We start from the raw sequence: 26,112 nt of genomic DNA, 5'->3' as shown, positions 1-26,112 counted from the left end.
TTATTCCCAAGCGTAAGGCGGGGCTAGCTAAACTCGTAAGGATAGCCGATTTCCTGCAGGTCGGTCGCGAGCATCGTCCAGTCTTCCACTTCATCAGTCAGCGCCAGCACGCGGGCCTTGGTCACGGGCTCGTGGCGATAAATGGGCGCCACAGCTTCGGCGGTCACCGGCTTTTTGTCGGTTTCGTCGGTGTAGTACTCCGTGGCCCACTCGGCATAGGTAGCCGGCTGGCCATCAAAAATGTAGAGTAGCTCTTCGGAGCCGTCGTCCTCGTTCTCCACCAGGCCGCGCTGCCAGCCATGGGCGGGCGTGTACCAGAGGCAAAACGTGGTGCCAATGGAGTTGACGGGCTCGCCAAACATGAAGTCATTAAACGCGTCGGGCAGGCCGCGCGTAACCTGGGCCTTGCTGGGCTGGTCATACTCGTGCAGGTAGCCGTTTATCACGCAGCCTTCGGGGCGAAATAGCACCAGCATTTGGTCGCCTTCGCCATCGCGCATTTCCATGATTTGCTCATCGTCGCTCCAGGCCGGGTTGTAGGAATAATAGCGGTATTCCCAGTCGGGCGAGTTGATGGCGTCGAGCACGGCCAGGGCTTTGCAAAGGCGCTGCAAGTCGGCGGCGGGCGGCAGAGCGGAGTAGTCGGAGGTTGAAATCATAATGCTTTAAAAAGCGCCTGTCATGCAACGCGCAGCATGACAAGCAAGTCTCAATACGTTTTGGTCATGTCTTCGGGCACTACGATGAGGTAGTCAGCCACATTCACATTAGCTTGGTCGAGCTGCTGCAGCTGGCTTTGGGACACCACGCTCAGGGTTTGCACGCGCGGCGGCTTCTTATTGTCGGCGCGCAAGTAGGCCACAATGCCATCGTGATTATCGGAGTGGTACGAGCCGTTGAGGTGCAGCAGCGTTTGGCCGGCACCTAGGTTGCGGCGGATGGTGTAGGCCATGGTAGCATCTTTCAAGGCCTGAGCCTGAATGATTGTGCGCCCACCTCCGCCGTGGGCCGTGGCATCGCCGAACATAGCCGCCATTTTCTTGTAGCCGGGCAACTCAAAGTCGACCTTCAGCGGCAGCGGTGCGAGGTAGCTTTTCTCATTGGCGGGCAGCGCGTCAAGGGCCGTGAGCGAGCCGCGAGCCACCTGCTGGGCGTAGCGGCGCGGGGCGTTGGTGGCCACCACGGCTATTTTCTCCTGGCGGGCAAACTGCAAAAGCGGACGGTAATCGGTGGCGTAGTTGGGCCAGGGGCGGCTCTGGCGCTCGAAGGCCGTATCGGGCAGGGTGCCGGCGGCGTACTGTGCCACCAGCGGCTGCACGTCGCGCTCAAACATTTCGAGACCTAGGACCAGCTTGCCGGGACCCTTGAGGCGCTGCAAGTCCTTGGCTACCTGTAAGGCTAGCCAATGGGCCATCGGGTCATTGTGCTGCTCGCCGAAAAGCACTACATCGGCCTGCGCCAGCTGGGCGAGCATCTGGTCGTAGTCGGCCACTTGGCCCTGGGCCGTGAAGAGGCGGTAGGCGGGCCGGTCTGCCAGCGTGAAGCTGAGCAGCGGCAACAGCCACAGCAGCCAGCGGCGCCCTAGGTGGCCGGAAGAAGGAAAAATGCACATAAGAGGCAGCGAAGAGTACTTACCCAACAAAGTAAGGCCAAAAAAAGCCCCGCTGCCGGGCAGCGGGGCTTCTGATATTAACCCAAAAAGGGGTGATTTAGTTGACCAGCAAGCGGGCGGTTTGGGCTTGGTCGCCGGCTTGCAGCTTCACGAGGTACACGCCGGGGGCCAGGCCTTGCAGTGATAGGCTCTGCGCCTGCGCGCCCGCGACCTGGCGGGCCGGGGCCAGCTGGCGCACGGTTTGGCCCAGCAGGTTTTGCACCGCGATGGTGGCGGTGGTACCGGTAGGCAGCTCGTAGGCTACAGTGGTGGTACCCGCTGCGGGGTTGGGCACCAGCGAAAGTTTAAATACAGAGGCGGCCTGGGCGCCGGTAGTAGCCAATGTGGTGCCGGTGGGCTTGGTGAGTTGGCGGCTGGTGTACACGGCGTACTGGCCGGGCTGCAAGGTCATCGTCTGGTTGGTGCTAGCAATGGTCAACTGCTCGCCTGTGAGGTAGTTGTACCAGGTACCAATCTGCGGGAACGTGACGGTGGCCGTTTGTGCGGTCACGTCGAAGTTGCCGACGGTCACCACGCTCAGCTCGGCCCCAGTGAGACTTATGGTTTTCACTGCCACATTGCCACCTAGGGTCTGGGTGTAGGCCGTGGGGGCGGCAAAGGCGGGCTGCTTTTTGAGGGCAATGAGCGCCCGGTAGGTGTCGTAAAGGTGGCGGCGATTGGCGTCTTTGTAATAGTCCCAGCGGATGGGCTTGTTGCCGGTGCGGCAGTCGTTGTTGATGGTAGTGCCGTCGGCGCAGGTATTGATGCTGTAGTCGTAGCCCAGCTCGCCAAACTGCCACACCAAGCGCGCACCGGGCTGGGTGAAGAAAAAGGCCGCAGCCAGCTCGTTGCGCTGCAAGCCAATGGCTGGGTTCTTCACGTCGTAGGCGCTATTGTTGCTGTTGCCGTAGGTCTTATTCTTGAACTGCAGGCGCTCTTCGTCGTGGCTTTCCATGTAGGCTATCACATTGGGCTGGCCCCAGTTGCGGCCACCCTGGCCGCCGTAGTAGCCATAGCTCAGGTCCGAGCCACCTAGGTAGCCCATAGTGGCCTCGTTGTAACTATGGTTGAGGTTACCCCACAGCATCATGCCGTAGTCGCTCAGCACCTTGCCCTCGTCGGTGGGGTTGGTGTCGGATACACCTTTCGCAAAAAACTCCAGAATGGGGTACGAGCCCGCGCCATTGTCGGCGCTCATTTGCGCATCGTAATAATCTTTCCAAATGGCCACGCGCGTGGCGTCGTAGTTCTCGAAAGTGGCCTCCGTTTTTGCCACTTGGCTAAAGCCGCCCGCCAAGTCGTAGCGGTAGCCATCGATGTGGTATTCTTGGAGCCAGAATTTAATCACCTGCTTGCTGAAGTAGCGCGTGTAGGCGCTCTCGTGGTTGAGGTCATTGTATACACTATAGGGGTGCGGGGCCGAGGTGTTAAACCACGGGTTGTCGGCGGTGGGGCCGGTGGTCACGTTGCCGTAAAGCTGCACCATCGGGCTATTGCCAGTCGAGTGGTTCAGCACCATGTCGAGCACCACCGCGATGCCGCGCTTGTGGCACTCATCAATGAGCGCCTTTAGGTTGTTCTTGGTGCCATAGTACTTGTCGGGGGCGAAGTAAAACGACGGGCTGTAGCCCCAGTTCTCGTTGCCGTCAAACTCATTAATCGGCATCAGCTCAATCACATTGGCCCCTAGGCGCTGAATGTAGCTTAGGGTATCGCGCAGGGTCTGGTAGTCGTGGCGGGCCACAAAGTCGCGCACCAGCAGCTCATACACCACCATGTTGGCGCGGGCGGGGCGCTGGAAGTTGGTGGTCGTCCAAGTGTAGGCCGCCTCGCCCGGCGACAGTACCGACACCAGGCCCGTGGTTTTGCCCGTGGGGTAGGCTTTCAGGTTTGGGTACGTTTCGGCCGGAATAAACTTGTCGTTGTCCGGGTCCAGAATTTTCTCGCAGTACGGGTCAGCGATGCGCAGCTGCCCATCTACTAGAAACTGGTAGGCGTATTCCTGCCCCGGCGTCAGGCCATCGACCTGCACCCACCAGCGGCCGGTGGCGGCGTCGGTGTCCACGGTCGCGGTTTTCTTTAGCAGGCCGGCCTCCGAGGTTTGCCAGTTATTAAACTCGCCCAGCACATAGATGTAGCTCTTCTTAGGCGCGGTCAAACTCAGAATGGCCGACGTGCCCCCATTCAGGTAAGTAATGCCGTCAGCCTTAGCGCCAGCGGGCAGCGGCGCGGTGGTCACGGTGGGCGGCACCAGCACGGTAGCCGTGGCCGTAGAGGTCACGTTGCCATCGGTGCCACTGACTACCAACGTGTTCACGCCGGGCTGATTGACGGTGACGTTGGCCGAGAGCGTGGTGGTGTTGGCCTGCTGGGCTACCTGGGTGCCGTTGAGGGTGAGGGTGAGCGTAGCGGCTACGTTGGCCGTGGCGGTCACGGCAACGGAGGTGCCGGCGGCTACTGTAGTGGTAGCGCTGGGGCTGGTGAAGGCCACTTGCAGCCCTAGGTTCACATAAATGTCGGTGTTGCCGACGCCCTTGCCCTCGGGCGAGCCATTAGCCCCGCGAAACACCATGGCCAGCTGCTTCACCGTTTCGGTCGAAGACGCCAAGCCGGGGTAAAACGTGCGCGGCGTAAAGCTGATGGTGTATTTGTGGTTGCCGATGGCCGTCATCTTTTCGGCCGCGGTGGGTGTGCCAAAGCCAGTGGGATTTACCACGTGCTGCCAATTGCTGGGCGAGGTGCTCAGGTTGGTGATTACCCCCGTGTAGATGTACACGTCGCCAGTGTAGTTGGCCAGGCCCGCGTTGCCCAGTGTGGCGTCGTAGGTGAGGGTGATGGGCGTGGTGTCGGTGAAGAACGCCGGGCTTACGCTCACCGGTGAAACAGCTTGGGCATGGGCTGCCGAAACCCAGCCGGCCAGCAGCACGGCCAGCCAGCCTAACCCCCAGAGTCGAGGTTTTTTCATAGAAGTAATGGGTGGGGAAAAGATAAAAGGCCCGCCAGCGCAAACGGCCAGCCGGGCTTAGGAACGGCTAAGGTACAAGCCGATTCGTATTCCGAAATCGATTTCGAACAAACAGCCTCGGGCTGCAGCCCCTAGGGCCGACGCTGGGCCGTGCGCCTACCTTTGCGCCCAGGCTGCGTATCCGTAGCATTCGCATTACATTGAATATTATGAACGTTGGAGACCGCGTCCGTCTGCTCACCGGCACCGAAGAAGGTATAATCACCCGCGTGCTCGACAGCGAGCTGGTAGAAGTAGCCATTGATAACGACTTCACCATTCCGGTGCTGCTGCGCGAGCTCGTGCCCGTGGCCGCCGAGGAAGGCCAGGCCTTCCGCCGCCCCGCTCCCGAGCCCACTCGCCCTGCCACCGGCAGCAAGAAAAACAAGCCCCTAGGTGGCCAGGCTAAGCCCCCGCGCCCCGGCGCGCCTACCCCTACCCCCGCTAAAGCGCCGGCCCCTGGCCCCAGCGCCGCCATGCCGCCGCGCCCGGCCGCCGCTACCCCACCGCCCCCCGCGGCCAAAGGCTTGTACCTAGCCCTGGTACACCAGGCCCCCGAGCTGCTGGCCCTGCACCTGCTCAACAATACCGAGGCCGAAGTGGTGTATACCTACGGCGAGGAGCGCCAGGGTAAGTACCGCGCCCTAGCTGCCGATAAGCTCAAGGCCAAAGCCGCCAGTGCCCCGCTGGCCCACCTGCACCTCAAGGACTTTGAGCAGTGGCCCGCCGTAGTGTTTCAGCTCTTGAGTTTCAAGCTAAACAGCGATGCGGCCTACGACCTGCTCACCAAGCGCCAGTCGTTTAAGGCCAGCACCTTCTACACCAGCCGCCGCCCGGCGCCGGTTATTGGCAAAGAGGCTTACTTGTTTCAGCTCGATGAGCGGCCTGCCCCGGCCCTCAACCCCGAGCGCCTGGCCCAAGCCGAAGCCGCCCTCGAAGCGGCCGCGGCTGGCCCCGCGCCCGCCCTCGACGCCAAACAAGCCAACGCGCTTCAGCAGGCCCTAGGGGGCGACAAGCCCGCGCCGGTGCCCGCAGCCATCGCGCCCGCGCCGCCCAAGCCAGCGGCCGCCATTGTGGCCCCGCCCCACGAGTTTGACTTACACATCGAAGCCCTGCGCCCCGAAGGCGCCGAAGGCCTCAGCAACACGGCCATGCTGCGCCTCCAGCTTGATGCCTTCGAGGACGCCCTGAGCCGCGCCTTGGCTACTAACATGCACGAAATCATCTTCATCCACGGTGCCGGCAATGGCACGCTGCGCAAGGAAATTCACCGCCAGTTGAGCCGCAACAAGGACATCAAGTTTTTCGAAGAGGCGCAGAAAGAGAAATTCGGCTACGGCGCCACGCTGGTGCGGCTGAAGTAAGCCGGGGTGGCTCTGGCCGCAAGCAAATGCTATAGGTAGTTGTGAATAAGAAATAGTCTAACAGGATGTGGTACAAGGGCCATATCCTGTTAGGCTCTTTCTTTTATTATCCGTAGACAAGTGCCTTCCCGATAGTTGCTCACCTTATTACTCGCTTAATCAGCTATGCGGTACTTTCTAGTTGCGGCCAGCCTAGCGCTCGGCTTGGCGGCCTGTCAATCGAGCCGGTTAGTTTACCCAACGGGCATCTACAAATCGGTGGCTTCGTTTCGGCAGCAGCGGCCCAATACGCCCGGCACTCAGGCCGGACGGGTACTTTTTCAGCGTAAGCTTTTTGTGGAAACGGCGGCCGCAGGTGGCCGCGGCCGCACAAAAGTGGCCCTGGATAGCGCCTGGGGCTACGCCGCAGCCAACGGTGCTGCGTACCGCGTATACCGGCAACAAGCGTTTCGGATAGAGCAAGTTGACAGCCTAGTGCTTTATTCTCATCAGGAATACCTGCCTGACCCAGCCTATGTAGCCACTGCTACGTCCTTGCAACATACCACTAGGTATTATTTCAGCAATGGCCTTAACGGCCCCGTGCAACTATTAACCAGGAAAAGATTAAAGCGTACGTTTGCTACCAATCTCGCTTTCGTGCAACTGCTCGACCAACGCTTATTTCACTCCTTGACTGCTCGCGAACAGCAGGGCTCCGACCCCAACACTTACCGTGTGGTCGCGCTGTACCGGCAGTCACTGGCTCCTGCCACCCGGTAAGTTAAATTATACAGTTCTACAGCGCCTATTTCAACCTAGCTTGACTGGTAGTTATCCTTTACTTAATTTTTGTATTGATACCTGCATGAGTTAGTAGAATTGGTACGCTTAAAGCCAGTCTTGTACTAAGACAGTATGACCCTGCCGAAGACCTTGACGATTTTTACTATCGCAACAAGGATATCAAGTTTTTTGAGGAGGCGCAAAAAGAAAAGTTTGGCTACGGCGCCACGCTGGTGCGACTAAAGTAGCCAGGCGCTGAACTCACTGGTTGGCAGCGCGTATACTTCTTACTACCCTACCCACCCTTCCTACCCATGAAAGCTTTGTTTTTCTCCCTCGCTGCCAGCCTGTTGGCTGGGGCCACTTCGGCCTTGGCGCAATATCAGCCGGGCGTGTACACTAGCAGCCAAGAGTACGTCGAGAATAGTCCCGCGCAGCCGGGCGCCGTTAGCGACCTAGGTACTGCCCAACCATACATAGAGGTAGTGCACGCCAACACCTACGCCGTGCACCGGGTACCCCGCACGCACGCCTGGGGCTACTCCAATAAACACGGCCAGACATTCCGGCTCGTTGATAACAAGCCTTATAAAATTCAACCCCAGCAGAATGGCCTGGTGATATACAGTCGCCAGCGTCCCGTTCAAAACGGCCGCTACACGCACGTTATCACTGAGCACTTTTACAGCGAAGGTCTAGATGGCAAGCTGCGCCCGCTCACCAAGCGCGCCCTGCGGCAGCAGCTGGCCATGGCCCAATAGCCGCCCCACACACGAGCACCTTTAGCGGAGCTTTGCCCACCTAGGGCGAAGCTCCGCTAAAGTTTATTTCGAGTTAGTTTTCACTCTGGCATGTACGACCTCATTGGCGACATTCATGGCCACGCCGATGAGCTGCGGGCCTTACTCAACCACCTAGGCTACCATCCCGATACTGCGGGTGTGCCGCGCCACCCGGCGGGCCGGCAGGTTATTTTTCTGGGTGACTACATCGACCGCGGCCCCAAAATCCGTGAAACCTTGCAGCTAGTGCGCAGCATGGTAGACGGTGGCGCGGCGCTCGCCATCCTGGGCAACCACGAGTACAATGCTCTTGCCTTTTGGCAGACCTACCCCACGGGCGGCCACATTCGGCCGCACTGGCCCTGGCACATCAAGCAGCACTACCGCACCATCACGGAGTTTGCCACACCCGAGCTCTTCCAAGAGTGGCAAGACTACCTAGGATGGTTTCTCACGCTGCCGCTGGCCCTGGAGCTGCCCGGCCTGCGCGCCGTGCACGCCTGCTGGGAGCCCCGGCACCTAGACTACCTGCGCGGTGAACTACCGGACCTGCGCCTCACGCCCGAGTTTATGCTGCGGGCCGCCCACCGCGGCTCGCCCGAGTACGAAGCCACCGAAACCACCCTAAAAGGCCGTGAGGTACGCCTGCCCAAGGGCGTCCGCTTCTTTGACAAAGATGGCCACCCGCGCGAGCTCATGCGCGTGCGCTGGTGGCAAGACCCAGCCACGGCCCCCAGCTACGCTCACTATTACCTCGAAGACCTGCCCGAGCTGCAAGGCCAAGCTGTCGATTTTGCCAACCTAGACTCGTCTTATTACCAAGACGATACGCCCGTATTCTTCGGCCACTACTGGCTGCGCGGCACGCCACAACTTCTGCAGCCCCACGCCGTGTGCCTCGACTACAGCGTGGCCAAGGGCGGCCAGCTCGTGGGTTACCGCTGGGATGGCGAGCAAGTGCTCAGCGCCGACAAGCTAGTGTGGGTGGCGTAGAAATACGATTGTCATGCAGCGCGTAGCGAAGCATCTCGCTCGCTTCGTTCCTAGCGACTGAGAATACTGCACCACGCGAGATGCTTCGCTGCGCTCTGCATGACTGATAAAAAAATAAGCTTAGTTAACAATGACTCACTCCACCCCTGCCTTCAGCCCCGCCGCGGACCTAGCCTGGGAAACTACTGGCCCCGGCGTGCGCCGCACTCTAGTGGCCTACAACGACGACCTACTTTTGGTAAAGGTGGAGTTTGAAACCGGCGCAGTGGGAGCCCTGCACCAGCACGTGCACAGCCAGATTTCCTACGTCGAAAGCGGCGAATTTGAGGTTACAGTGGGCGACGAAACCCGTGTGCTGCAGGCCGGCGATACCTTCTACGCCGCCCCTAACGTGCCACACGGTGTGGTGGCCCGGCAGGCAGGAACGCTGCTCGATTCGTTCAGCCCCGTGCGGCTCGATTTTTTGCCCGCTTAATTCTGCTTAGTTAGCCCGCTTAGCGGGTGGCACCAGGCCTGCCTGCTGCGTCAGCCATTGCACCAGCAGCTGCAACTCGACGGGTGAGAAGGTTTCTGGATTATCAAACAACGACTTTTCCTGCCCGGGCACGTTGGTTTGGAAGAAGTGATTGACCCGCGGTATCGTCTTTACCGTCACGTGCTGATTACCAGCCTGCTGAAGCTGAGCTTGCAAAGCCGGTAGCTGGGTAGCAGCGGGCGTTTCGGCGTCCTGCTCGCCTGTGAGGGCCAGCACGGGCATCTTCAGTTGGCGCAAGTTTGGGGTCGGGTCCTGGGCCAGGATATCGTGCATGGTGTGCTCTAGGTAAGTGGGCGCGTAGTACGCAACCTCCTCCGCGCTCACCCCAAAGGCGGGCGCTTCGCGCTGCATTTGGGCGAGGGCGGCGGCACTATCGGGCACCGCCGCCGCAATGGCAGTCAGCCTGTCGTGCAGCCGGATGTACTTCTCCACACCCGGCTTGTCGGCCGCACTCGCGGCAGCGAGGCGGTCCTGAAAATTAGCCCGCGTACGCGCTTGGTACAGCGTAACGTTGGGCTGGCCAATGCCACCTAGCAGCACTACCCCGGCCAGCGTTGGGTCTTGCGCGGCCACTTGCACTGCTTCTAGCGAGCCTTGGCTGTGCCCCAGCACGAACACTGGCCCTAGGTGCAGGCGGCGGTCGGCGCGCAGGGCGCGCACCGCGGCGGCCGCATCGCGCGCAAAGTCGGCGGTGCCTGCCGTGGCGTAGTACCCAGTCGAGGCCCCTACCCCCCGCTCGTCGTAGCGCAACACGATGAAGCCTTGTCGCGTCAGCGCATCGGCGGGCACTAAGAAGGACTTGTGGCCAAACTCCTCACTGTCGCGGTTGTGCGGCCCCGAACCCGAAATAAATACGATGGCTGGCCCACGCCGGCTCGGCGGCGCCGTGATGGTGCCCGCCAGCGTTACCCCCGGCGCCCCACCCGCAAACGTGATAGGTAGCTCGTGATAGGGCACCGGCCGGCTGGGCACCTGGGTACGCACGGGCAGTAGCTTGGCCAAGCGCGCAGGCGCTATGGGGCTCAGCCGCAAGGGCAAGCGCTGCCCTGCGGCCAACAGGTAGCCGGCTAGGCCCAGCGTGTCGGTGGTGCGGCGCGCCACGTAGCTGCCCGGCAGTGCCCCGATACGCAACCGCAGGCTATCGCCAACGAGGGTAATCTGGTCTACTTGCATAGCGTGCAGCCCTAGGCTGGGCAGCGCAACCGTCGGTTTGCGCGCAGGTGGTTGCTGCTGCGCCGCAAAATCGACCAGCACCAAGGCCGAGCTGCCATATAAATTAATCGTACCCGCCCACGTGCCCCGCAACGAGGAGACCGGTGATGCCTGTCCAAAGCCACTGCTGCTCCACAAGCTTACTAAGCAAGTGATTAACAAACGCCAGTGCCTTGCCGCATAAATTGGCCTTGTGGAAGTATGTGTTTGCAACGACATAGAGGTAGGGAGTGATTCTTAGTGCGTTCACTGCTCAAGATGCCGCAAGTAACGCATTTACACACATCAGCTAGCCGCACGCCGCCAAACGCCGTACCTTTGCCTCCGCAGTGAGCCACCCCACCGCCGCGCCCAACGCAAATGCGGGCGGGGAGGAAAGTCCGGGCTACGCAGGGCACCCTGCTTCCTAACGGGAAGGACTGGCCAATCGGGCCAGGACAGCCAGTGCCACAGAAAATAACCGCCCGCAAGGGTAAGGGTGAAAAGGTGCGGTAAGAGCGCACCAGCGGCTGGGTGACCACGCCGGCTGGGTAAACCTCAGGGGTTGCAAGACCAAATAAGCAGACACGTCGCGCTCCTTGGAGGGCGGCACCGGGCGGCCCGCTCGGGTTTGCGGGTAGGTCGCTGGAGCCTAGGGGTGACCCTAGGCCTAGATAAATGGTGGGGCCGCCGCCACGGGAAACCGTGCAGGGCGGACAGAACCCGGCTTATCGGCTCATTGCCTAATTTCGGCGGCTGCTTCTGCAAAGAGGCAGCCGCTTTTTTAGTGATTAACGTTTAGTGTTTAGCGATTAACGGGTGGCCCCTCTCCTTTTAGCGCTGACGATAAATTATTAATCACTAAATATTAAACGTTAACCACAAGCAAAATGCCGCGCATCCTCACCATTGACGACGAAAAAGCTATCCGCTTTGCCCTCAAGGACATATTAGAGCTGGAAGGCTACCAGGTAGACCAGGCCGAGGACGGCCCCACCGGCCTAGACCTGCTCATCCAGCAGAAATATGACGTGGTGCTGTGCGACATCAAAATGCCGCGCATGGATGGTCTAGAAGTATTAGAGCGCGCCCGTACGCTGGCCCCCGACGCAGCGTTTATCATGCTTTCGGCCCACGGCAACATCGAGCTAGCCGTCGAAGCCACCAAAAAAGGCGCATTCGACTTTCTGCCCAAGCCGCCCGACCTCAACCGCCTGCTCGTGACCGTGCGCAACGCCTTGGACAAGAGCAAGCTCGTAACCGAAACCAAAACGCTCAAGAAAAAACTGGCCGTGAGCACCGGCAAGGGCTCCGAGATGATTGGCACCTCGGCCACCCTAGGGGCCGTGCGCAAGGCCATCGAGAAGGTAGCGCCCACCGATGCCCGCGTACTCATCACCGGTCCCAATGGCGCGGGCAAGGAAATGGTGGCTCGCCAGCTGCACCAGCTTAGCCCCCGCGCCAACGGCCCGCTGGTAGAAGTAAACTGCGCAGCCATCCCGAGCGAGCTGATTGAGAGCGAATTATTTGGGCACGAGAAAGGCTCGTTTACATCGGCCGTAAAGCAGCGCATCGGCAAGTTTGAGCAGGCCGACGGCGGCACGCTCTTCCTCGACGAAATCGGCGACATGAGCCTCTCGGCGCAGGCTAAGGTGCTGCGTGCTTTGCAGGAAAGCAAGATTACCCGCGTGGGCGGAGAAAAAGAGATTTCGGTGAACGTGCGCGTGCTGGCGGCCACCAATAAGGACCTACTGCAAGAGATTGCCGATAAGAATTTCCGCGAAGACTTATACCACCGCCTGTCGGTTATTCTCATCAAAGTGCCGGCCCTCAACGACCGCCGCGATGATATTCCGGACCTAGTACAGAAATTTTTGCAAGACATTGCCGCCGACTACGGCGACAAGCCCAAGAAAATTTCGCCCGCCGCCCTCAAGTACCTGCAAGGCCTCGACTGGCGTGGTAACATCCGCGAGCTGCGCAACGTGGTCGAGCGCCTAGTTATCATGAGCGACGCTACGATTGAAGAAGCCGATGCTAAGTCATTTGCGGGGAAGTAGCATACTTCATTCCGAGCTAAAAAAGGCAGCGCCAGAATCAATTGATTCTGGCGCTGCCTTTTTTAGCTCGGAATATACCGCGCGTAGAATGCTCCAGTGGTTTTCGCATCAATTCTCCCCACAACCACTTGGTCGGAGCTGGCTGATAATTCGAGTCCTGGTCTCAACAGGTAATGTTCTCTCGCCCCAATTGGCAGGTATTCATCATCTATCTCCTCTTGATTGAGCTCCGCAATTTCCACCAGCAGCTTCGCAAGCGACTTTAGCCCTTCCGGATTTCCGTGAATTAAGACTTCATTGTGAGCTACAAATACGTCTAAAACACCTTGAATTTCGTGTCCTTTCGTTTGCTTGTATTTCATTGCTATTTATTATTATCTGGTCTATTCCAAAAAGTATTAAAAAGTAATTATCACCAAAATAGCTACGAAATGAGGTAATTTGAAATGGCGTCGTCGGTTATTACACTAGCTGGCTGCACCCGCGGATATCAGAGTTATCCATGCGCCCGAGCACCTCAAAGGCGCCATTGGCGTGCCGACGGGCCAGGTCTTTGGTCTCAATGAAAGCGCAAGAATCGACGTTAGCTAAGTCAATGACATTGATGGCACCATCGGCCCGGTCGGCCCCTACCGAAAATGGGTCGGCGGGGTCGCGCAGCAGTACTTGCAGCTGCGGCGGCGCATAAAACAGGCCGTCGCCGGGCGAGTACGCCTGGCTCAATAGCTCGGTCATACCGTACTCGGAATGAATGGGCGCAGGTCCAAATGCTTGCTGCAGTTCTTGGTGCAGCTCCTCGCGTATCATCTCGCGGCGGCGGCCCTTCATGCCGCCCGTTTCGAGCACCGTGATGCCTTGCAGCTCGGGCGCGGTCCCTACTTCGGCCGCTAGGTCGAGCAACGCATAGGTGACACCGAAAAGCATGACGCGGCGGCCCGGCTGCGCCTTGGCCTCCCCTAGGGCCCGCAGCAGACCGGCGTGGTCGCGCAGGAAAAAGGCCTCTTGCTGCTGGCCTGAGCGCTGGGCAAAATCGGCCACCATCGCCACCAGCGACGACTCGCCTTGCTCTAGGTAGGAAGGCAGCAGCCCTAGAAACGTCCAACTGGTGAGCGGCCCATAGACAGCTTCGAAAATACGGGCCGCATTAGCTCGGTACAGCGCTGGCTCGCGCACCAGGTGGCGGCTGCGCTGCTGCAAGGTGGTGCCACTGCTCCTAAACTCCTCCTGCGGCTGCCACTCGGCAGGGTCGGTGCGCACGTCGTGGGTTTTGAAAAACTCGATGGGCAAAAACGGAATGTCCGTCATCCGGGTCACTGGCTCGCGGGGGCCTAGGGCCGCCAAATACGCGGCATAAGGTGGGCAGTGCTGGGCCTGGTAGGCGTATAGGCGCAGGGCGGCCGCTTCGGCGGTGGCCGCCGTAAGCTGGGGCAGTTGCCGGAGGTAATCGGCGCGGAAACTCATAGGAAACTAGCGGGGTTATGGAAGCTCACAACAATCGGGCGGGCCACATCGTTGTCGAGCAGCGTATCTTCGGCACCAGTCACGGGCGGTATTACTATAACTTTCTCTTGCGTATGAATCTGCGACTACTCCGAGTGGTGGGACTATTGAGCGTGGGAGCGCTGGGCTTTACCAGCTGCCTCCAAGAGCCAAGCTATCCCGACACGCCCGAAATAAGCTTTAATAATATTCGCCAGCAGCGCTTTACTGTAGCCAATTCTACTGTACCCATCGACTCGGTGTACATTACGGTAAACTTTCAGGATGGCGACGGCGACCTGGGTCTGAATACTGTCGAAGCACAGTCTGCGCCTTACGGCAGCAAAGACCGGGCGGCTGTCAATTACATCAACACGGCCTTTATTAAGAACGTCAACGCTGGTGGGCGGTTCGACTCGGCGCGCTACTTCTTCAACTACTTGCCCAAGCGCGACCTGTATAGTCTCTTCGACCACCTTTCGCCTACTACTGATAATCGGAAGGCACCTCTGCGGGGCACGCTTACGCGGGCGTATGGCTTCTACGTAGGTTCGCCGTACTTGCCCGGCCAAGAAATCAAGTTTAAGGTCAGCATCTACGACCGCGCCCTGCACCAGAGCAACGAAATTGAGACGACCAGCCTAGTTATTCCTAAGCTCTAAGTTTTTTTACCTTTTGCTAGTAAAAGCCCGCCAGTAGCCCTGGCGGGCTTTTTTGATATCTAGGGCAAGGGGATAGCCTTCAAAAATCGTTTGTCATGCTGAGCTTGCGAAGCATCTTTTCACGCAAGGTCACCCTGATGTGAAAAGATGCTTCGCAAGCTCAGCATGACAGACGGGGTAATATTCAAGCCTGATGCAGAACCTAGGATTAGTAAATAGGAGCAAACTGCTCGGGGTCCACCTCGCGTAGCATGTCATACACCACGTCGAAAACGTCCTCCACGTTGGGCTTGGAGAAGTAGTCGCCGTCGGAGCCGTAGGGCGGGCGGTGGGCCTGGGCCGAGAGGCAACGCGGAGCCGAATCGAGCAGCTGGTAGGCGTTCTGGTTGTCGAGCACCTGCTGCATCATGTAGGCGGTAGCGCCGCCAGGCACATCCTCGTCAGCAAATACTACGCGGCCGGTTTTGCGCAGGCTATCGGCAATGAGCTGGTCGGTGTCGAAGGGCAGTAGCGTTTGCACGTCTATCACTTCGACCGAAATGCCTACCTCGGCGAGTTGCGCGGCGGCGTCGAGCACGATGCGGCACATCGAACCGTAGGTAACGATGGTGATGTCTTCGCCCTGGCGCAGCACCTCGGGCCGACCTAGGGGCAGCGTAAACTCGCCTACGTTGGTGGGCAGCTTTTCCTTGAGGCGGTAGCCATTCAGGCACTCTATTACCAACGCCGGCTCGTCGCTGCGCAGCAGCGTGTTGTAGAAGCCCGCCGCCTGGGTCATGTTGCGCGGTACGCACAGGTGCATGCCCCGAATCGAGCCGAGAATCATTTGGATAGGCGAGCCCGAGTGCCACACGCCCTCTAGCCGGTGGCCGCGGGTGCGCACTATCAGCGGCGCCTTTTGCCCGCCCTTGGTGCGGTACTGCAAGCAGGCTAGGTCATCGCTGAGCGGCTGCAAGCCATAAAGCAGGTAGTCAAGATATTGAATCTCCGCAATGGGCCGCAGCCCGCGTAGCGCCGTGCCGATACCCTGCCCAATAATGGTGCATTCGCGGATGCCGGTGTCGGTCACGCGCAGGTCACCAAACTTAGCCTGCAAGCCCGCAAAGGCCTGGTTTACGTCGCCGATGTAACCCACGTCTTCGCCGAAAGCAAGCACCCTAGGGTCGCGCTCGAAGTTAGCCGTGAAGCAGGCTTGCAGCACCTCGCGGCCATCCACCAGCGGGGCGTCGGCGGCGTACTCGGCGGGCACTTCTTCGATGTTGCCAACGGCCTCGTCGCTCTGGCTGAAGAGGTACGAGTTGTAGTGGTCGGCGCTGTTGGCCAGGCACTCTTCGAGCAGGCGCTGAGCAGCACGGCGGCCGGCGGTGGGTCGGTTGCCGCGCACCTGGCGCAGGGCCTTGCGCAAGGTGCGCACGATGTCGGCCCGGATGGGCGTCACGTTGGTTTGGAAGCTCTTGACCAGTTCGGCCAGCTGGTTTTCGGCCCCGTTGTCGGCCACCAGCTGGTTGAGCACTTTTGCTGCTTCGTCGCGCTCCTGCTGAATGGGGTTGAAGTACGCGGCCCATGCTGCCGTGCGCGCCTGCTTGATGGTGGCAGCGGCCACTTTCTCAATTTGGGCCAGCTCGTCGGCGCCCGCAATACCTTCGGTCAGCAGCCAATCGCGCATTTTGGTCAGGCAGTCGTGCTGCTCTTCCCAGCTCAGACGCTCCTTCGACTTATAGCGCTCGTGTGAGCCGCTGGTGCTGTGGCCCTGGGGCTGGGTCACCTCGGTCACGTGCACCAAGCTGGGCACGTGGGCCGCCCGGCAAATGGCGGCAGCTTTTTGATACGTGTCGAGCAGTGCGGGGTAGTCCCAGCCGCGCACCACGTAGATTTCAAATCCGTCTTGGCCCTCGCCTTCGCGCTGAAAACCAGCGAGCAGGGCCGAAATATTCTGTTTGGTAGTCTGGTACTCGGCGGGCACCGAAATGCCGTAGTGGTCGTCCCACACACTCACCAGCATCGGTATTTGCAGCACGCCGGCCGCGTTCAGGGCTTCGAAAAACATGCCCTCCGAGGTGCTGGCGTTGCCGATGGTGCCGAAAGCGACCTCGTTACCATTCACCGAAAAGTCGCTGTACTGGTGCAGCTCGGGATTATGGCGGTAAAGCTTGCTGGCGTAGGCCAGGCCCACGAGGCGCGGCATCTGGCCAGCGGTGGGTGATATATCGGCCGACGAATTTTTGGCCTGAGCTTGGTTTTTAAACTTGCCATCCTCGTCGAGCTGGCGGGTGGCAAAGTGGCCGTTCATGCAGCGGCCGGCGGTGGCAGGGTCGGCCTCGGCGTCGGGGGTGGCGTAGAGCTGGGCAAAATATTGCTCCCAGGTCAACTCGCCGATGGCCACCATAAAGGTTTGGTCGCGGTAGTAACCGGCGCGGTGGTCGCCGGCCCGAAAGGCGTGGGCCATGGCTAGCTGAGGCAGCTCCTTGCCATCACCAAAAATGCCAAATTTGGCCTTGCCCATAAACACCTCGCGGCGGCCGGCCAGCGAGGCGTAGCGGCTTTCCCAACCTAGGCGGTAATCTTGGAGAATGTCGGCTTTAGTGAGCGCAAGGAGGGCCGGGGCTTCAGTAGCAGCAAGCAGGGGCACGGACATGGCGGAGCAGGTTGAGTGAGCGGGTGGGGAAGGGTAGAATGCAGCTGCAAATCTACGGAAGCGGCCGGGGGCAGCCCGTATATTTGCTTATGGCACCCGGCCTAGGTGGGGTGCGGGTGCACCGGCCGGGCATTTGCCTTAAAGCCAGCAACGGGCCCTTTTTGTTCATCCCAAGCGCCGAGCGCAGGCTCGGCATTCTGGCCATGCGCTACGTTTCTACGCTTATTTTCTGCTTGTTAGCTCTGGCGAGCCGCGCTCAGGGCGTGCTTACCTTCGAGCGCACCGACCACGACTTTGGCAAGGTGCCCGAGGGTACGCTGGCCAGTTATGAATTCAAGTTTAAGAATACCGGCAACCAGCCTATCGTCATTGCCAGCGCCCAGGCCAGCTGCGGCTGCACCACCCCCGACTGGACCAAAACGCCGGTGCTGCCCGGCAAGTCGGGCGTTATCAAGGCGGTGTATAACAGCGCCGGCCGCCCCGGCGTGTTTGCCAAGACCGTGACCGTGGTCAGTAACGCCACCGAGGGCACCAAGGTACTCAGCCTCAAAGGCACGGTGCTCAGCAAAGAAGAACTGCGCGCTGCTCTCACGCCGGCCCAGCTCGCCGCCTCGCCGCGCTTGGTGCTCGAGCGCAGCACCTACGACTTTGGCCGCATCGAAGCCGGGCAGCAGCCAGTGGCCCGCATTGGCATCAAAAACACCGGACCCAAGGAGCTTGTACTGAGCACTATTTCGTCGCCCTGCTACTGCGTAGGCTACCGCGGTGTGCCGCCCACTATCAAGCCCGGCCAGAGCGCCGTGGTTGAGCTGGTGTACTCGCAACGTAACGTTGGTGCCACTATCGAAGAAGTAAAGCTGGCTTCCAACGACCTGCACGGCGATGCCAAGCTCACGCTCAAGGCCAACGTGGTGAAGGACCTAGTGCCGACTAGCTTAGTGAAAGAAAGCGGCGCATCGGTGCCGTTTAAGTAAGAGCGTCTTGCATGCGTCTCTTGTTTGCATTAACCAAAAAGCCTTGCCAGTGTGGCGAGGCTTTTTGGTTAAAAGCCATCTAACCCATACGTATCAGCTGCTTCCTCTTCATCTACTTCGTCCCAATCCTCTTCGGCGTACCAGCCACGCCAGCCTACTGGCTCAGGATACAGAGTTTGGTATTCTAGCTGCGCTGCTGGGCTCAGCTTTTCCCACCATTCTGAAAACTTCCAAGCATAGCCTTCTCCTGTTCCCATTCGCCAACCAATAGAATAGCGTGGTATTTCAGGATACTCAAGCCATAGTGGCAGCATGGCATTGCGTAGCTCCATTTCTGTTGCAGAATTCATTGACAATTGAGAGAGCAGGTTATGGCTAGCTTTCTAAAGCATAGATAACAGGGTAACGAGCCTAGTCAAAACAATTCATGTACATACATTATTTTTACATATATACCTAGCTTCTTCAACCATGAACCCTACCACTCTCCCGGCCTACACCGCCCCCGCTGGCACCGGCATCGGCCACGTGCATCTGCAAGTCACGGACTTGCCGCGAGCGTTGGCTTTCTACCATGACCTCCTAGGCTTTGAGGTAATGTTGCTGGCCGGTGGGCAGGCGGCGTTTTTGTCGGCGGGCGGCTACCATCACCACATTGGGCTTAACACCTGGCACAGCCGAGGCGGCGGGCCGGCCCAGCGCGAGGGCGTAGCGGGGCTCTACCACGCGGCCATTTTGTACGCCACGCGAGCCGAGCTGGCTACCATCGTGAAACGCCTGATACAGGCGAGCTACCCGCTGCGCGGGGCCTCCGACCACGGCGTGAGCGAGGCCATCTACCTCGACGACCCCGACGGCAACGGCCTAGAGTTGTATTGGGACCGCCCGCGGGCAGAGTGGCCCACCACGCCCGACGGCAAGCTGACGATGTACACCCACCCGCTCGATATGCAAGGCCTGTTGCGCCTGGCCGAGTAAGCACGGGCTGCCCAAGCAGGCGCACCCGCGGGCGTATCTTTGCGGCAGGATTCTCGTCAACTTCTCCCCTCCTACCCTTATGATTATCGGCGTTCCGAAGGAAATTAAAAATAACGAAAACCGCGTGGGCCTAACGCCCGCCGGTGTAGCTGAGCTGCGCAAGCACGGCCACTCGCTCTTCGTGCAGGCAAGCGCGGGCGAAGGCTCGGGCTTCAGCGATGCGGAATACGAAACGGCGGGCGCGACGCTGCTGCCGACCATCGCCGATGTGTACAAGCAGTCGGAGATGATTATCAAGGTGAAGGAGCCCATTGCTGAGGAGTATCCGCTCATCAAGGAAAACCAGCTGCTATTCACCTACTTCCACTTTGCCAGCGGCGAGGAGCTGACCCACGCCATGGTAGAGCGCAAGGCTATCTGCCTGGCCTACGAAACTGTGGAGCTGCCCTCGCGGGCGCTGCCGCTGCTCATTCCGATGAGCGAGGTAGCTGGCCGCATGGCCCCGCAGGAAGGCGCTAAGTACCTAGAGAAGCCCCTGAAAGGCCGCGGCATTCTCCTAGGTGGCGTGCCTGGCGTGAAGCCCGCGCACGTGCTCGTGCTGGGTGCTGGCATCGTGGGCACGCAGGCCGCCAAGGTGGCTGCTGGCCTCGGCGCGCAAGTAACGGTGATGGACATTAATCTAAACCGCCTGCGCGAACTCGACGACTTTATGCCCAAAAACGTGGTGACGCAGTACTCCAACGAGTACAACATTCGCGAAGCCATCAAGACCGCCGACCTCGTGGTGGGCGCCGTGCTGATTCCGGGTGCTAAGGCCCCGCACCTCATCACCCGCGACATGCTCAAGACCATGCGCCCCGGCACTGTGCTCGTGGACGTGGCCGTGGACCAGGGCGGCTGCATCGAGACCTGCAAGCCTACCACCCACGAAAACCCGACCTTCATCATTGACGATGTGGTGCACTACTGCGTAGCTAACATGCCCGGCGCGGTGCCCTACACCAGCACCCTAGCTCTCACCAATGCTACCCTACCCTACGCGGTGCAGCTCGCCAACCTAGGCTGGCAAGAAGCCTGCCGCCGCAACGCAGCGCTGCGCCTCGGCCTGAACGTGGTGCACGGCGACGTGGTGTACCAAGGCGTGGCCGAAGCCTGGGGCCTGCCGCTGGTGGATGTAGACTCGGTGCTGGAAGGCGCCGCTGTGTAAGTAGTAGTTGCGCGGACTGCAAAGTCCACGCAACCAAAAAAGGCCTGCTGGACACTTGTCCGGCAGGCCTTTTTTTATGCTTCCACTGCGGGTCCCATGATTTTCTTGCGGTGGTTCTTCCCCCAGTCGCGCAGGGCAAAAATGACGGGGTCGAGGCTATCGGCGTAGGGCAGCACCTCGTAGGTCACGAGCACGGGCGGGCCTTCCTGCACGGTGCGCCGGATGAGCTGGTGCTGCTCTAGGTCCTTCAACTCCTTGGCTAGCACCTTGGACGAGATGCCAGGAATACTGCGTTCGATATCACGAAATCGCTGGTGTCCAGTAGCTAGCGCTACTAGTATCAGCAGCTTCCACTTGCCACTAACTACTTCAAGGGCATCGCGTAGGGAGGGGAGCGTGGTGAGGCAGTGCCCCATGCTGGTGGCTGGCATAAGCGGAGTGGTTACGTGGAGGTGAGCGCTTACCTACAGGTAGCTGCTCACTTTTAGTAAGCAAAGATAACGACCTTTGTCATGTCATCGGGGTAAGGCAGCTGCCTAGCCCGGTGCTCCTTCCCTACTAACGCCGGGGCTGGCGCCCCACCTTTCTATTTCATCATGAGCAACATTCTTGTAACCGGTGCCACGGGCGGCCTAGGTAAGGCCGTAATCGAAAACCTACTAAAAACCGGCAGCGCTGACCAGCTTTCGGTGCTGGCGCGCGACCCCGCCAAGGCCGCCGACCTGCAAGCCCAGGGCGTCACCATCAAGCAGGGCGACTACAACGACTATGCTTCGCTGGTGGCTGCCTTTAAGGGCGTAGACAAGTTATTCCTGGTGTCCGGCAACGACGTACCCAACCGCGTGCCCCAGCATACCAACGCTATCAATGCGGCCAAAGAGGCTGGCGTGAAGCACGTAGTGTACACCAGCTTCCAGCGCAAAACGGAGGATGGCTCGTCGGCCGCCGCCTTTATCGCCGAAGCGCACCTCATTACTGAAAAGCTACTGAAGGAATCGGGCCTGACCTACACCATCCTCAAGAACGCGCTGTACCTAGAGGTGCTGCCGCTGTTCATGGGCCCGGTGCTCGAAACCGGCACTATCTACCTGCCGGCCGGTGAGGGCAAAGTCCCCTTCGCTAGCCGTGCCGACATGGGCGCCGCTGGCGCGGCCGTGCTCACTGGCACTGGCCACGAAAACCAGAGCTACGACATTTCTAACAACACGTCGTATTCGTTCCATGACATTGCCAAGATACTGAGCGACTTGTCAGGCAAAACCATTCAGTACGTGTCGCCCGATGCCGAGGAATTTGGTACGGCGCTGGCAGCCGCTGGCGTGCCTGCCGGGGCCATCCACATGACAGCGGGCTTCAGTGTGGCCATCGCGCATGACGAGTTTGATTTCCCCAGCACCACGCTGGAAAAGCTGCTCGGCCGCAAGCCCGAGTCGGCGGCTGAGTTCTTGAAAGCTGCTTACAAGCTGTAAGCAGCCTGACGCGACCTAGGACACAAAAAAGCCTCCGCAGCGGATTGCGGAGGCTTTTTTGTGTCCTAGGTATTTATTACTCGCCTAAGCGAAACGGCACGATGCGCTGCCGCTGCGCCCCAAGCTCGCCGATGCTCAGCTCCACCACATCGCCGGCTTGCAGAAATTGCGGCGGGTGCAGCCCCACGCCCGAGCCAGCCGGGCTGCCCGTGGTAATAACGTCGCCGGGCAGCAGCGTCATAAACTCGCTCACGTAGCTGATAAGCTTGGGCAGGGTAAACAGCATATCGGCAGTAGTACCGTTCTGCCGAGACTCGCCATTGACCGTGAGCCAGATGGGCAAATTCTGCGGGTTGGGCACATCGGCGGCGAGCGTGAGGTACGGACCTAGGGGCGCGAACGTGTCGGCGCTCTTGCCTTTGGTCCACTGCCCACCGCGCTCCAGCTGAAACGCCCGCTCGCTGTAGTCATTCAGAATAGTATAGCCTGCCACGTAGCCGAGCGCCTCGGCCTCTGGCACGTAGCGGGCGCGGCGCCCGATGACAAACGCCAGCTCGGCCTCGTAGTCGAGCTTGGTGGCATTGCGCGGCAATATCACTTCGTCGTTGGGCCCGCAGATGGCGGAAGGCGCCTTCAGGAAGAAAACGGGCTCGGTAGGCGTACCTAGGCCGGTTTCGGCGCCATGCTGGCGGTAGTTGAGCCCAATAGCTATGAGCTTGGAGGGCCGGGCCACGCAGGGGCCGAGCCGGGTCTCGACGGGTACCCTAGGGCACGCCGTGGCTTGGACATCGAGCCAAGCCGCGAGGCGCGTGAGGCCGTCGGTAGCAAAGAATTTCTCGTCGTAGTCTTCCCCAAAAGCCGACACGTCGAGCGAGAGGCCGGCGGTAGTCAGCACGCCCGGCTTTTCCTGGCCCATGGGGCCAAAGCGCAATAATTTCATACTGCCTACTACGGCCGGCGGGCCGCCTGCGATGGGGTGGCGCAGTAACTGGTGCTGGTTTTTCCGCCGCTAGCTGGCCGACGCCTCCGCGTAAGTTGGGATGTCCGCCAAGCGCTCATTTACCCCGCGTTCAAAATCAACGCGCCAGCAGTAATGCACTAAGCCATTGCTGAGCAGCAGGAAAGGGGCACGCATCGTTTGGTTGTAGGTGGCTACTTGCTGGGCCACGGCGGGCGTAATGGCCACGCTGGGGCGCTTACACTCGACGAGCAGCAGCGGGCGGCCGTCGGGGCCTAGCGCCACGAGGTCGGTGCGCTTTTGGCGCTGGTTGTAGCGGTGGCCGCGCTCTAGGCTCAGCAGGCCGCGGGGGTAGCCTAGGTGCTTCATCAAGTACTGCGCTACGTGCTGCCGTACCCACTCCTCGGGGGTCAGCACCACGTACTTGCGGCGCAGCTCATCCCATATTTCAGGGATATTCTCAGAATTTTGCCTAATTTTGTAGTCGAAAGGCGGCAGGTCCAACGCTTGCATCACCTCCAAAGGTATGGGTTTGGCTGTCGCATTTCGCCTGGGTTCACCACCCGCCGCGCCGCCATACCCTACCGGGTAGGCGGCTTTTTTAGTTTAAAACACTGTGACAAAACGCCTGTCCTTGCGAGCGCAGCGCAGCAATCGCACCAGCGCGGTGACACTTGGTAGGCTCGTCTTGATGCGATTGCTGCGCTGCGCTCGCAAGGACAATGATTTTCAATAATTTAACCATCTAACAATACACCTCATGAAGACTAAAGAAGATATTGTAAACAACTGGCTGCCACGCTATACGGGCGTGGCTCTGAACGAATTTGGGCAGTACATTCTGCTCACCAACTTCAGCAACTACGTGTACATGTTTGCCGAGCAGTTTGGCGTGGAGGTGCGCGGCACCGACAAGCCCATGCAGTCGGCTACCTCGGGCGGCATTACCATCATCAACTTCGGCATGGGCTCGCCGATGGCCGCCACGGTCATGGACTTGCTATCGGCCATCAAGCCCAAGGCGGCCCTGTTCCTAGGTAAGTGCGGCGGCCTCAAGAAGACCAAGCTCGGCGACCTCGTGCTGCCCATTGCGGCCATTCGCGGCGACGGCACCAGCGACGATTATTTGCCCAAGGAAATCCCGGCCCTGCCCTCTTTCCGCCTGCAGCGCGCCGTGTCCTCCATGATTAAGAAGCACGAGCTCGACTACTACACCGGCACCGTGTACACCACCAACCGCCGCGTGTGGGAGCACGACCAGGAGTTCAAAGATTACCTCAAGCGGGTGCGCGCCCTGGCCGTGGATATGGAAACGGCGACCATTTTCGTGTGCGGCTTTATGAATGATATTCCGCACGGCGCGCTGCTGCTGGTGAGCGACAACCCCATGACGCCCGAGGGCGTGAAGACGTCGGAATCGGACTCGAAAGTGACCGCCAATTTCGTGAAGCGGCACTTGGCCATTGGCATCGATTCGCTGCTAGAATTGAAAAACTCGGGCGAATCAGTCAAGCACATGAAGTTCGAATAGACCGCAGATTGTAGCGGATTTAACGAATTTCGCAGATACGTCCGCCTCTGGCTGACTAGGAGACTGGCATTCGGCTCGATAGGCTAGCGTTACTTAGCTTTTGCGAAGGTTTTGGCGGCCCTTTCTCTTCAGAGGAAGGGCTTAGCTTTGCCCCCTAACCGGAACTTAACGGACTGTTTTGTACTATGAGGGGCATTTATAAACTTGGGAGTACTCTTGGCCTTGTTGTGGCCCTAGGTGCTGCCAGCTGCCACGCACCGCGTGAAAGCGTTGATTTGCTGATAACTAACGCTACGGTATATACTGTCGACTCGACCTTTAGCAAAGCGCAGGCCTTCGCGGTGCGCGACGGGCGCTTTGTGGCCGTGGGCACTACAGACGACCTAGCGGGGCGCTACCAGGCCGCCCAGACAATGGATGCGCAGGGCCAGTTTATTTACCCCGGCTTTTATGATGCGCACTGTCACTTCTACCGCTATGCCCTAGGGCTGCGCTCGGCCAATCTGGTGGGCGCCGCGTCGTGGGCTGAAACGGTGGGGCGCCTCTCGCAGCACCGGCAACAGCAGCCAAGCGCGGCGTGGCTCACGGGTCGCGGCTGGGACCAGAACGACTGGCCCGGCCAGCGCTTCCCCACTAAGGACACGCTCGATGTACTCTTTCCAGATGTACCGGTGCTGCTGGCCCGTGTGGATGGGCACGCCGCCGTGGCCAACCAAAAGGCGCTCGACCTGGCGGGCATCACAGCGCGCACTCCCATCAGTGGCGGCGTGATTGGGCACGACGCGCAGGGCCGCCTCACCGGCCTGCTCGTAGACAACGCCGTGAAGCTGGTGGCGGCCAAAATACCCGAGCCCAGCCCCAATGAGGCTGACGCGGCCCTGCTGCAAGGCCAGCAAAACTGCCTCGCCGTGGGCCTCACCAGCCTCGCCGATGCGGGCCTCAACCGGGAGGATATCGAACGTATGGCCGCGCTGCAAAAAGCCGACAAGCTGCATTTGCGCCTGTACACCATGCTCAACCCTACTCCCGAAAACAAGGCGTATTACCTACCTAGGGGGCCGTATTTCAGCGACAACCTCACCATTTCATCCTTCAAGGTGTACGCTGATGGGGCGCTAGGCTCGCGGGGCGCGTCGCTGCTGGCGCCCTACACCGACCGGCCCGCCGAAAAGGGTTTTTTGCTGCAAAACCCCGGCTACTACCGCGGCTTAGCCAAGGAGTTGGCGGCCACTAAGTTTCAGATGAACACCCACGCCATCGGCGACTCCAGCAACCGGCTGCTGCTCGACATCTACGGCGCGGCCTTGAAAGGACAACCTGACCGCCGCTGGCGCATCGAGCACGCGCAGGTGGTGAGCCAGGCCGACATGCCCAAGTTTGGCCAGTATCATATTGTGCCCTCGGTGCAGCCCACGCACGCCACTTCCGATATGTACTGGGCCAGCGAGCGTCTGGGCGCACAGCGCTTGCAGACAGCTTACGCCTACCAGGAGCTGCTGAAGCAGTACGGCCAGGTGGCCCTAGGTTCCGATTTTCCGGTCGAGGACATCAACCCGCTCTATGGCTACCACGCGGCCGTGGCGCGGCAAGACGCCAAGAATTTTCCGGCTGCCGGCTTTCAGATGGCCAACGCCCTCTCGCGCCCCGACGCCCTGCGCGGCATGACGACCTGGGCCGCCCACGCCGCCTTCGAAGACAAGCGTAAGGGCCAGATTAAGCCCGGTATGCTGGCCGATTTTGTAGTGCTAAAAACTGACCTGCTGACCGCGCCCAACGAACAGCTGCGCAATGCGGAGGTGCAACAGACCTGGATAGGCGGCAAACGGGTTTTCAGCCGTCAGTAACCCGCTACCCCACCTAGGCGATGCAAAAAG

Annotated in this window: 24 protein-coding genes and 1 other RNA gene; 14 read left to right on the top strand and 11 right to left on the bottom strand. The window is 59.9% G+C overall.

Translation table 11 applies throughout. From position 1 onward, the window contains the following. Positions 1-23: 23 nt before the first annotated feature. The 3 genes from JAO77_RS02035 to JAO77_RS02025 form a co-directional block, all read right to left on the bottom strand. The gene (locus tag JAO77_RS02035) at positions 24-659 is read right to left on the bottom strand and encodes a hypothetical protein (RefSeq protein WP_198988605.1); all 636 of its coding nucleotides are present in this window, start codon (positions 657-659) and stop codon (positions 24-26) included. A gap of 50 nt (positions 660-709) precedes the next feature. After that, entirely contained in the window at positions 710-1,612 is a 903-nt protein-coding gene (locus JAO77_RS02030) for a ChaN family lipoprotein (protein ID WP_198988604.1), read from the bottom strand. Positions 1,613-1,709: 97 nt separating this feature from the next. Beyond that, positions 1,710-4,616: an alpha-amylase family glycosyl hydrolase gene (locus JAO77_RS02025; protein ID WP_198988603.1), complete on the bottom strand. Its 2,907-nt coding sequence runs from the start codon at positions 4,614-4,616 to the stop codon at positions 1,710-1,712. Positions 4,617-4,825: 209 nt separating this feature from the next. Between JAO77_RS02025 and JAO77_RS02020 the strand changes: the two genes are divergently transcribed. From JAO77_RS02020 to JAO77_RS02000, 5 genes are all read left to right on the top strand, one after another. Beyond that, positions 4,826-6,019: a Smr/MutS family protein gene (locus JAO77_RS02020; protein ID WP_235998177.1), complete on the top strand. Its 1,194-nt coding sequence runs from the start codon at positions 4,826-4,828 to the stop codon at positions 6,017-6,019. 165 nt (positions 6,020-6,184) lie between these two features. Then, positions 6,185-6,781, top strand: a complete 597-nt coding sequence (locus JAO77_RS02015; RefSeq protein WP_198988602.1) for a hypothetical protein — start codon at positions 6,185-6,187, stop codon at positions 6,779-6,781. Positions 6,782-7,098: 317 nt separating this feature from the next. After that, the gene (locus tag JAO77_RS02010; RefSeq protein WP_198988601.1) at positions 7,099-7,545 is read left to right on the top strand and encodes a hypothetical protein; all 447 of its coding nucleotides are present in this window, start codon (positions 7,099-7,101) and stop codon (positions 7,543-7,545) included. 90 nt (positions 7,546-7,635) lie between these two features. After that, positions 7,636-8,559 (top strand): metallophosphoesterase, encoded by a 924-nt coding sequence (locus JAO77_RS02005; protein ID WP_198988600.1) that lies wholly within the window; start codon positions 7,636-7,638, stop codon positions 8,557-8,559. 130 nt (positions 8,560-8,689) lie between these two features. Further along, positions 8,690-9,034: a cupin domain-containing protein gene (locus JAO77_RS02000; protein WP_198988599.1), complete on the top strand. Its 345-nt coding sequence runs from the start codon at positions 8,690-8,692 to the stop codon at positions 9,032-9,034. Positions 9,035-9,040: 6 nt separating this feature from the next. Here JAO77_RS02000 and JAO77_RS01995 read toward each other — a convergent pair whose 3' ends face one another. Then, the gene (locus tag JAO77_RS01995) at positions 9,041-10,468 is read right to left on the bottom strand and encodes an alpha/beta hydrolase (RefSeq protein WP_198988598.1); all 1,428 of its coding nucleotides are present in this window, start codon (positions 10,466-10,468) and stop codon (positions 9,041-9,043) included. A 164-nt stretch (positions 10,469-10,632) separates the two neighbouring features. Between JAO77_RS01995 and rnpB the strand changes: the two genes are divergently transcribed. Next, positions 10,633-11,032: RNase P RNA component class A (gene rnpB / locus JAO77_RS01990), an RNA gene on the top strand. A gap of 143 nt (positions 11,033-11,175) precedes the next feature. Further along, entirely contained in the window at positions 11,176-12,345 is a 1,170-nt protein-coding gene (locus tag JAO77_RS01985) for a sigma-54-dependent transcriptional regulator (protein WP_198988597.1), read from the top strand. A gap of 62 nt (positions 12,346-12,407) precedes the next feature. Here the strand turns inward: JAO77_RS01985 and JAO77_RS01980 are convergent, their stop codons facing one another. Together JAO77_RS01980 and JAO77_RS01975 are read right to left on the bottom strand one after the other, a co-directional pair. Further along, positions 12,408-12,707, bottom strand: coding sequence for an Imm32 family immunity protein (locus JAO77_RS01980; protein WP_198988596.1), 300 nt, complete (start codon positions 12,705-12,707; stop codon positions 12,408-12,410). A gap of 100 nt (positions 12,708-12,807) precedes the next feature. Next, on the bottom strand, positions 12,808-13,806 hold the full coding sequence (locus tag JAO77_RS01975; RefSeq protein ID WP_198988595.1) for an acyl-CoA synthetase family protein: 999 nt from the start codon (positions 13,804-13,806) through the stop codon (positions 12,808-12,810). A 113-nt stretch (positions 13,807-13,919) separates the two neighbouring features. Here JAO77_RS01975 and JAO77_RS01970 point away from each other — a divergent pair, with 113 nt between their 5' ends. Continuing rightward, on the top strand, positions 13,920-14,486 hold the full coding sequence (locus JAO77_RS01970; protein WP_213019308.1) for a hypothetical protein: 567 nt from the start codon (positions 13,920-13,922) through the stop codon (positions 14,484-14,486). 208 nt (positions 14,487-14,694) lie between these two features. Here JAO77_RS01970 and JAO77_RS01965 read toward each other — a convergent pair whose 3' ends face one another. Beyond that, on the bottom strand, positions 14,695-17,121 hold the full coding sequence (locus JAO77_RS01965) for an alpha-ketoacid dehydrogenase subunit alpha/beta (protein ID WP_198988593.1): 2,427 nt from the start codon (positions 17,119-17,121) through the stop codon (positions 14,695-14,697). 38 nt (positions 17,122-17,159) lie between these two features. On the opposite strand from JAO77_RS01965, the gene JAO77_RS01960 reads away from it, so the two are divergent. Next, positions 17,160-18,095, top strand: a complete 936-nt coding sequence (locus tag JAO77_RS01960; protein WP_198988592.1) for a DUF1573 domain-containing protein — start codon at positions 17,160-17,162, stop codon at positions 18,093-18,095. A gap of 68 nt (positions 18,096-18,163) precedes the next feature. Here the strand turns inward: JAO77_RS01960 and JAO77_RS01955 are convergent, their stop codons facing one another. After that, a complete protein-coding gene (locus JAO77_RS01955) occupies positions 18,164-18,445 on the bottom strand; it encodes a hypothetical protein (RefSeq protein ID WP_198988591.1) in 282 nt (93 codons plus the stop codon). Between the two features lie 121 nt (positions 18,446-18,566). Between JAO77_RS01955 and JAO77_RS01950 the strand changes: the two genes are divergently transcribed. Beyond that, a complete protein-coding gene (locus tag JAO77_RS01950; protein WP_198988590.1) occupies positions 18,567-19,073 on the top strand; it encodes a VOC family protein in 507 nt (168 codons plus the stop codon). Positions 19,074-19,152: 79 nt separating this feature from the next. Further along, positions 19,153-20,280 carry an alanine dehydrogenase gene (ald, locus tag JAO77_RS01945; protein WP_144851491.1) on the top strand — a complete coding sequence of 376 codons (1,128 nt, stop codon included), beginning with the start codon at positions 19,153-19,155 and terminating at the stop codon, positions 20,278-20,280. 74 nt (positions 20,281-20,354) lie between these two features. On the opposite strand, the gene JAO77_RS01940 is transcribed toward ald, so the two are convergent. After that, entirely contained in the window at positions 20,355-20,711 is a 357-nt protein-coding gene (locus JAO77_RS01940; RefSeq protein WP_144851489.1) for a winged helix-turn-helix transcriptional regulator, read from the bottom strand. A 165-nt stretch (positions 20,712-20,876) separates the two neighbouring features. Here JAO77_RS01940 and JAO77_RS01935 point away from each other — a divergent pair, with 165 nt between their 5' ends. Continuing rightward, positions 20,877-21,749 carry an SDR family oxidoreductase gene (locus JAO77_RS01935; protein WP_198988589.1) on the top strand — a complete coding sequence of 291 codons (873 nt, stop codon included), beginning with the start codon at positions 20,877-20,879 and terminating at the stop codon, positions 21,747-21,749. Between the two features lie 76 nt (positions 21,750-21,825). Here JAO77_RS01935 and JAO77_RS01930 read toward each other — a convergent pair whose 3' ends face one another. Then, complete coding sequence (locus JAO77_RS01930) at positions 21,826-22,689, bottom strand: fumarylacetoacetate hydrolase family protein (protein WP_198988588.1); 864 nt, start codon at positions 22,687-22,689, stop codon at positions 21,826-21,828. 69 nt (positions 22,690-22,758) lie between these two features. Next, positions 22,759-23,220 (bottom strand): type I restriction enzyme HsdR N-terminal domain-containing protein, encoded by a 462-nt coding sequence (locus JAO77_RS01925; protein ID WP_198988587.1) that lies wholly within the window; start codon positions 23,218-23,220, stop codon positions 22,759-22,761. 247 nt (positions 23,221-23,467) lie between these two features. On the opposite strand from JAO77_RS01925, the gene JAO77_RS01920 reads away from it, so the two are divergent. Together JAO77_RS01920 and JAO77_RS01915 are read left to right on the top strand one after the other, a co-directional pair. Further along, positions 23,468-24,238: an AMP nucleosidase gene (locus JAO77_RS01920; protein WP_198988586.1), complete on the top strand. Its 771-nt coding sequence runs from the start codon at positions 23,468-23,470 to the stop codon at positions 24,236-24,238. Positions 24,239-24,423: 185 nt separating this feature from the next. Continuing rightward, positions 24,424-26,082, top strand: coding sequence for an amidohydrolase (locus JAO77_RS01915; protein WP_198988585.1), 1,659 nt, complete (start codon positions 24,424-24,426; stop codon positions 26,080-26,082). Positions 26,083-26,112 lie beyond the last annotated feature (30 nt).

This window comes from Hymenobacter sp. BT559, from assembly GCF_016427535.1.
Lineage (GTDB): Bacteria > Bacteroidota > Bacteroidia > Cytophagales > Hymenobacteraceae > Hymenobacter.
The sequence above is the reverse complement of the archived record's forward strand: the minus strand, read 5'-3'. Positions and strand labels throughout refer to the sequence as shown.

What these genes read in the sequence shown, in the direction of transcription:
- JAO77_RS02035 (WP_198988605.1), bottom strand. Translation starts at nt 659, where the DNA reads ATGATTTCAACCTCCGACTACTCCGCTCTGCCGCCCGCCGCCGACTTG.
- JAO77_RS02030 (WP_198988604.1), bottom strand. Translation starts at nt 1,612, where the DNA reads ATGTGCATTTTTCCTTCTTCCGGCCACCTAGGGCGCCGCTGGCTGCTG.
- JAO77_RS02025 (WP_198988603.1), bottom strand. Translation starts at nt 4,616, where the DNA reads ATGAAAAAACCTCGACTCTGGGGGTTAGGCTGGCTGGCCGTGCTGCTG.
- JAO77_RS02020 (WP_235998177.1), top strand. Translation starts at nt 4,826, where the DNA reads ATGAACGTTGGAGACCGCGTCCGTCTGCTCACCGGCACCGAAGAAGGT.
- JAO77_RS02015 (WP_198988602.1), top strand. Translation starts at nt 6,185, where the DNA reads ATGCGGTACTTTCTAGTTGCGGCCAGCCTAGCGCTCGGCTTGGCGGCC.
- JAO77_RS02010 (WP_198988601.1), top strand. Translation starts at nt 7,099, where the DNA reads ATGAAAGCTTTGTTTTTCTCCCTCGCTGCCAGCCTGTTGGCTGGGGCC.
- JAO77_RS02005 (WP_198988600.1), top strand. Translation starts at nt 7,636, where the DNA reads ATGTACGACCTCATTGGCGACATTCATGGCCACGCCGATGAGCTGCGG.
- JAO77_RS02000 (WP_198988599.1), top strand. Translation starts at nt 8,690, where the DNA reads ATGACTCACTCCACCCCTGCCTTCAGCCCCGCCGCGGACCTAGCCTGG.
- JAO77_RS01985 (WP_198988597.1), top strand. Translation starts at nt 11,176, where the DNA reads ATGCCGCGCATCCTCACCATTGACGACGAAAAAGCTATCCGCTTTGCC.
- JAO77_RS01980 (WP_198988596.1), bottom strand. Translation starts at nt 12,707, where the DNA reads ATGAAATACAAGCAAACGAAAGGACACGAAATTCAAGGTGTTTTAGAC.
- JAO77_RS01975 (WP_198988595.1), bottom strand. Translation starts at nt 13,806, where the DNA reads ATGAGTTTCCGCGCCGATTACCTCCGGCAACTGCCCCAGCTTACGGCG.
- JAO77_RS01970 (WP_213019308.1), top strand. Translation starts at nt 13,920, where the DNA reads ATGAATCTGCGACTACTCCGAGTGGTGGGACTATTGAGCGTGGGAGCG.
- JAO77_RS01965 (WP_198988593.1), bottom strand. Translation starts at nt 17,121, where the DNA reads ATGTCCGTGCCCCTGCTTGCTGCTACTGAAGCCCCGGCCCTCCTTGCG.
- JAO77_RS01960 (WP_198988592.1), top strand. Translation starts at nt 17,160, where the DNA reads ATGCAGCTGCAAATCTACGGAAGCGGCCGGGGGCAGCCCGTATATTTG.
- JAO77_RS01955 (WP_198988591.1), bottom strand. Translation starts at nt 18,445, where the DNA reads ATGAATTCTGCAACAGAAATGGAGCTACGCAATGCCATGCTGCCACTA.
- JAO77_RS01950 (WP_198988590.1), top strand. Translation starts at nt 18,567, where the DNA reads ATGAACCCTACCACTCTCCCGGCCTACACCGCCCCCGCTGGCACCGGC.
- ald (WP_144851491.1), top strand. Translation starts at nt 19,153, where the DNA reads ATGATTATCGGCGTTCCGAAGGAAATTAAAAATAACGAAAACCGCGTG.
- JAO77_RS01940 (WP_144851489.1), bottom strand. Translation starts at nt 20,711, where the DNA reads ATGCCAGCCACCAGCATGGGGCACTGCCTCACCACGCTCCCCTCCCTA.
- JAO77_RS01935 (WP_198988589.1), top strand. Translation starts at nt 20,877, where the DNA reads ATGAGCAACATTCTTGTAACCGGTGCCACGGGCGGCCTAGGTAAGGCC.
- JAO77_RS01930 (WP_198988588.1), bottom strand. Translation starts at nt 22,689, where the DNA reads ATGAAATTATTGCGCTTTGGCCCCATGGGCCAGGAAAAGCCGGGCGTG.
- JAO77_RS01925 (WP_198988587.1), bottom strand. Translation starts at nt 23,220, where the DNA reads ATGCAAGCGTTGGACCTGCCGCCTTTCGACTACAAAATTAGGCAAAAT.
- JAO77_RS01920 (WP_198988586.1), top strand. Translation starts at nt 23,468, where the DNA reads ATGAAGACTAAAGAAGATATTGTAAACAACTGGCTGCCACGCTATACG.
- JAO77_RS01915 (WP_198988585.1), top strand. Translation starts at nt 24,424, where the DNA reads ATGAGGGGCATTTATAAACTTGGGAGTACTCTTGGCCTTGTTGTGGCC.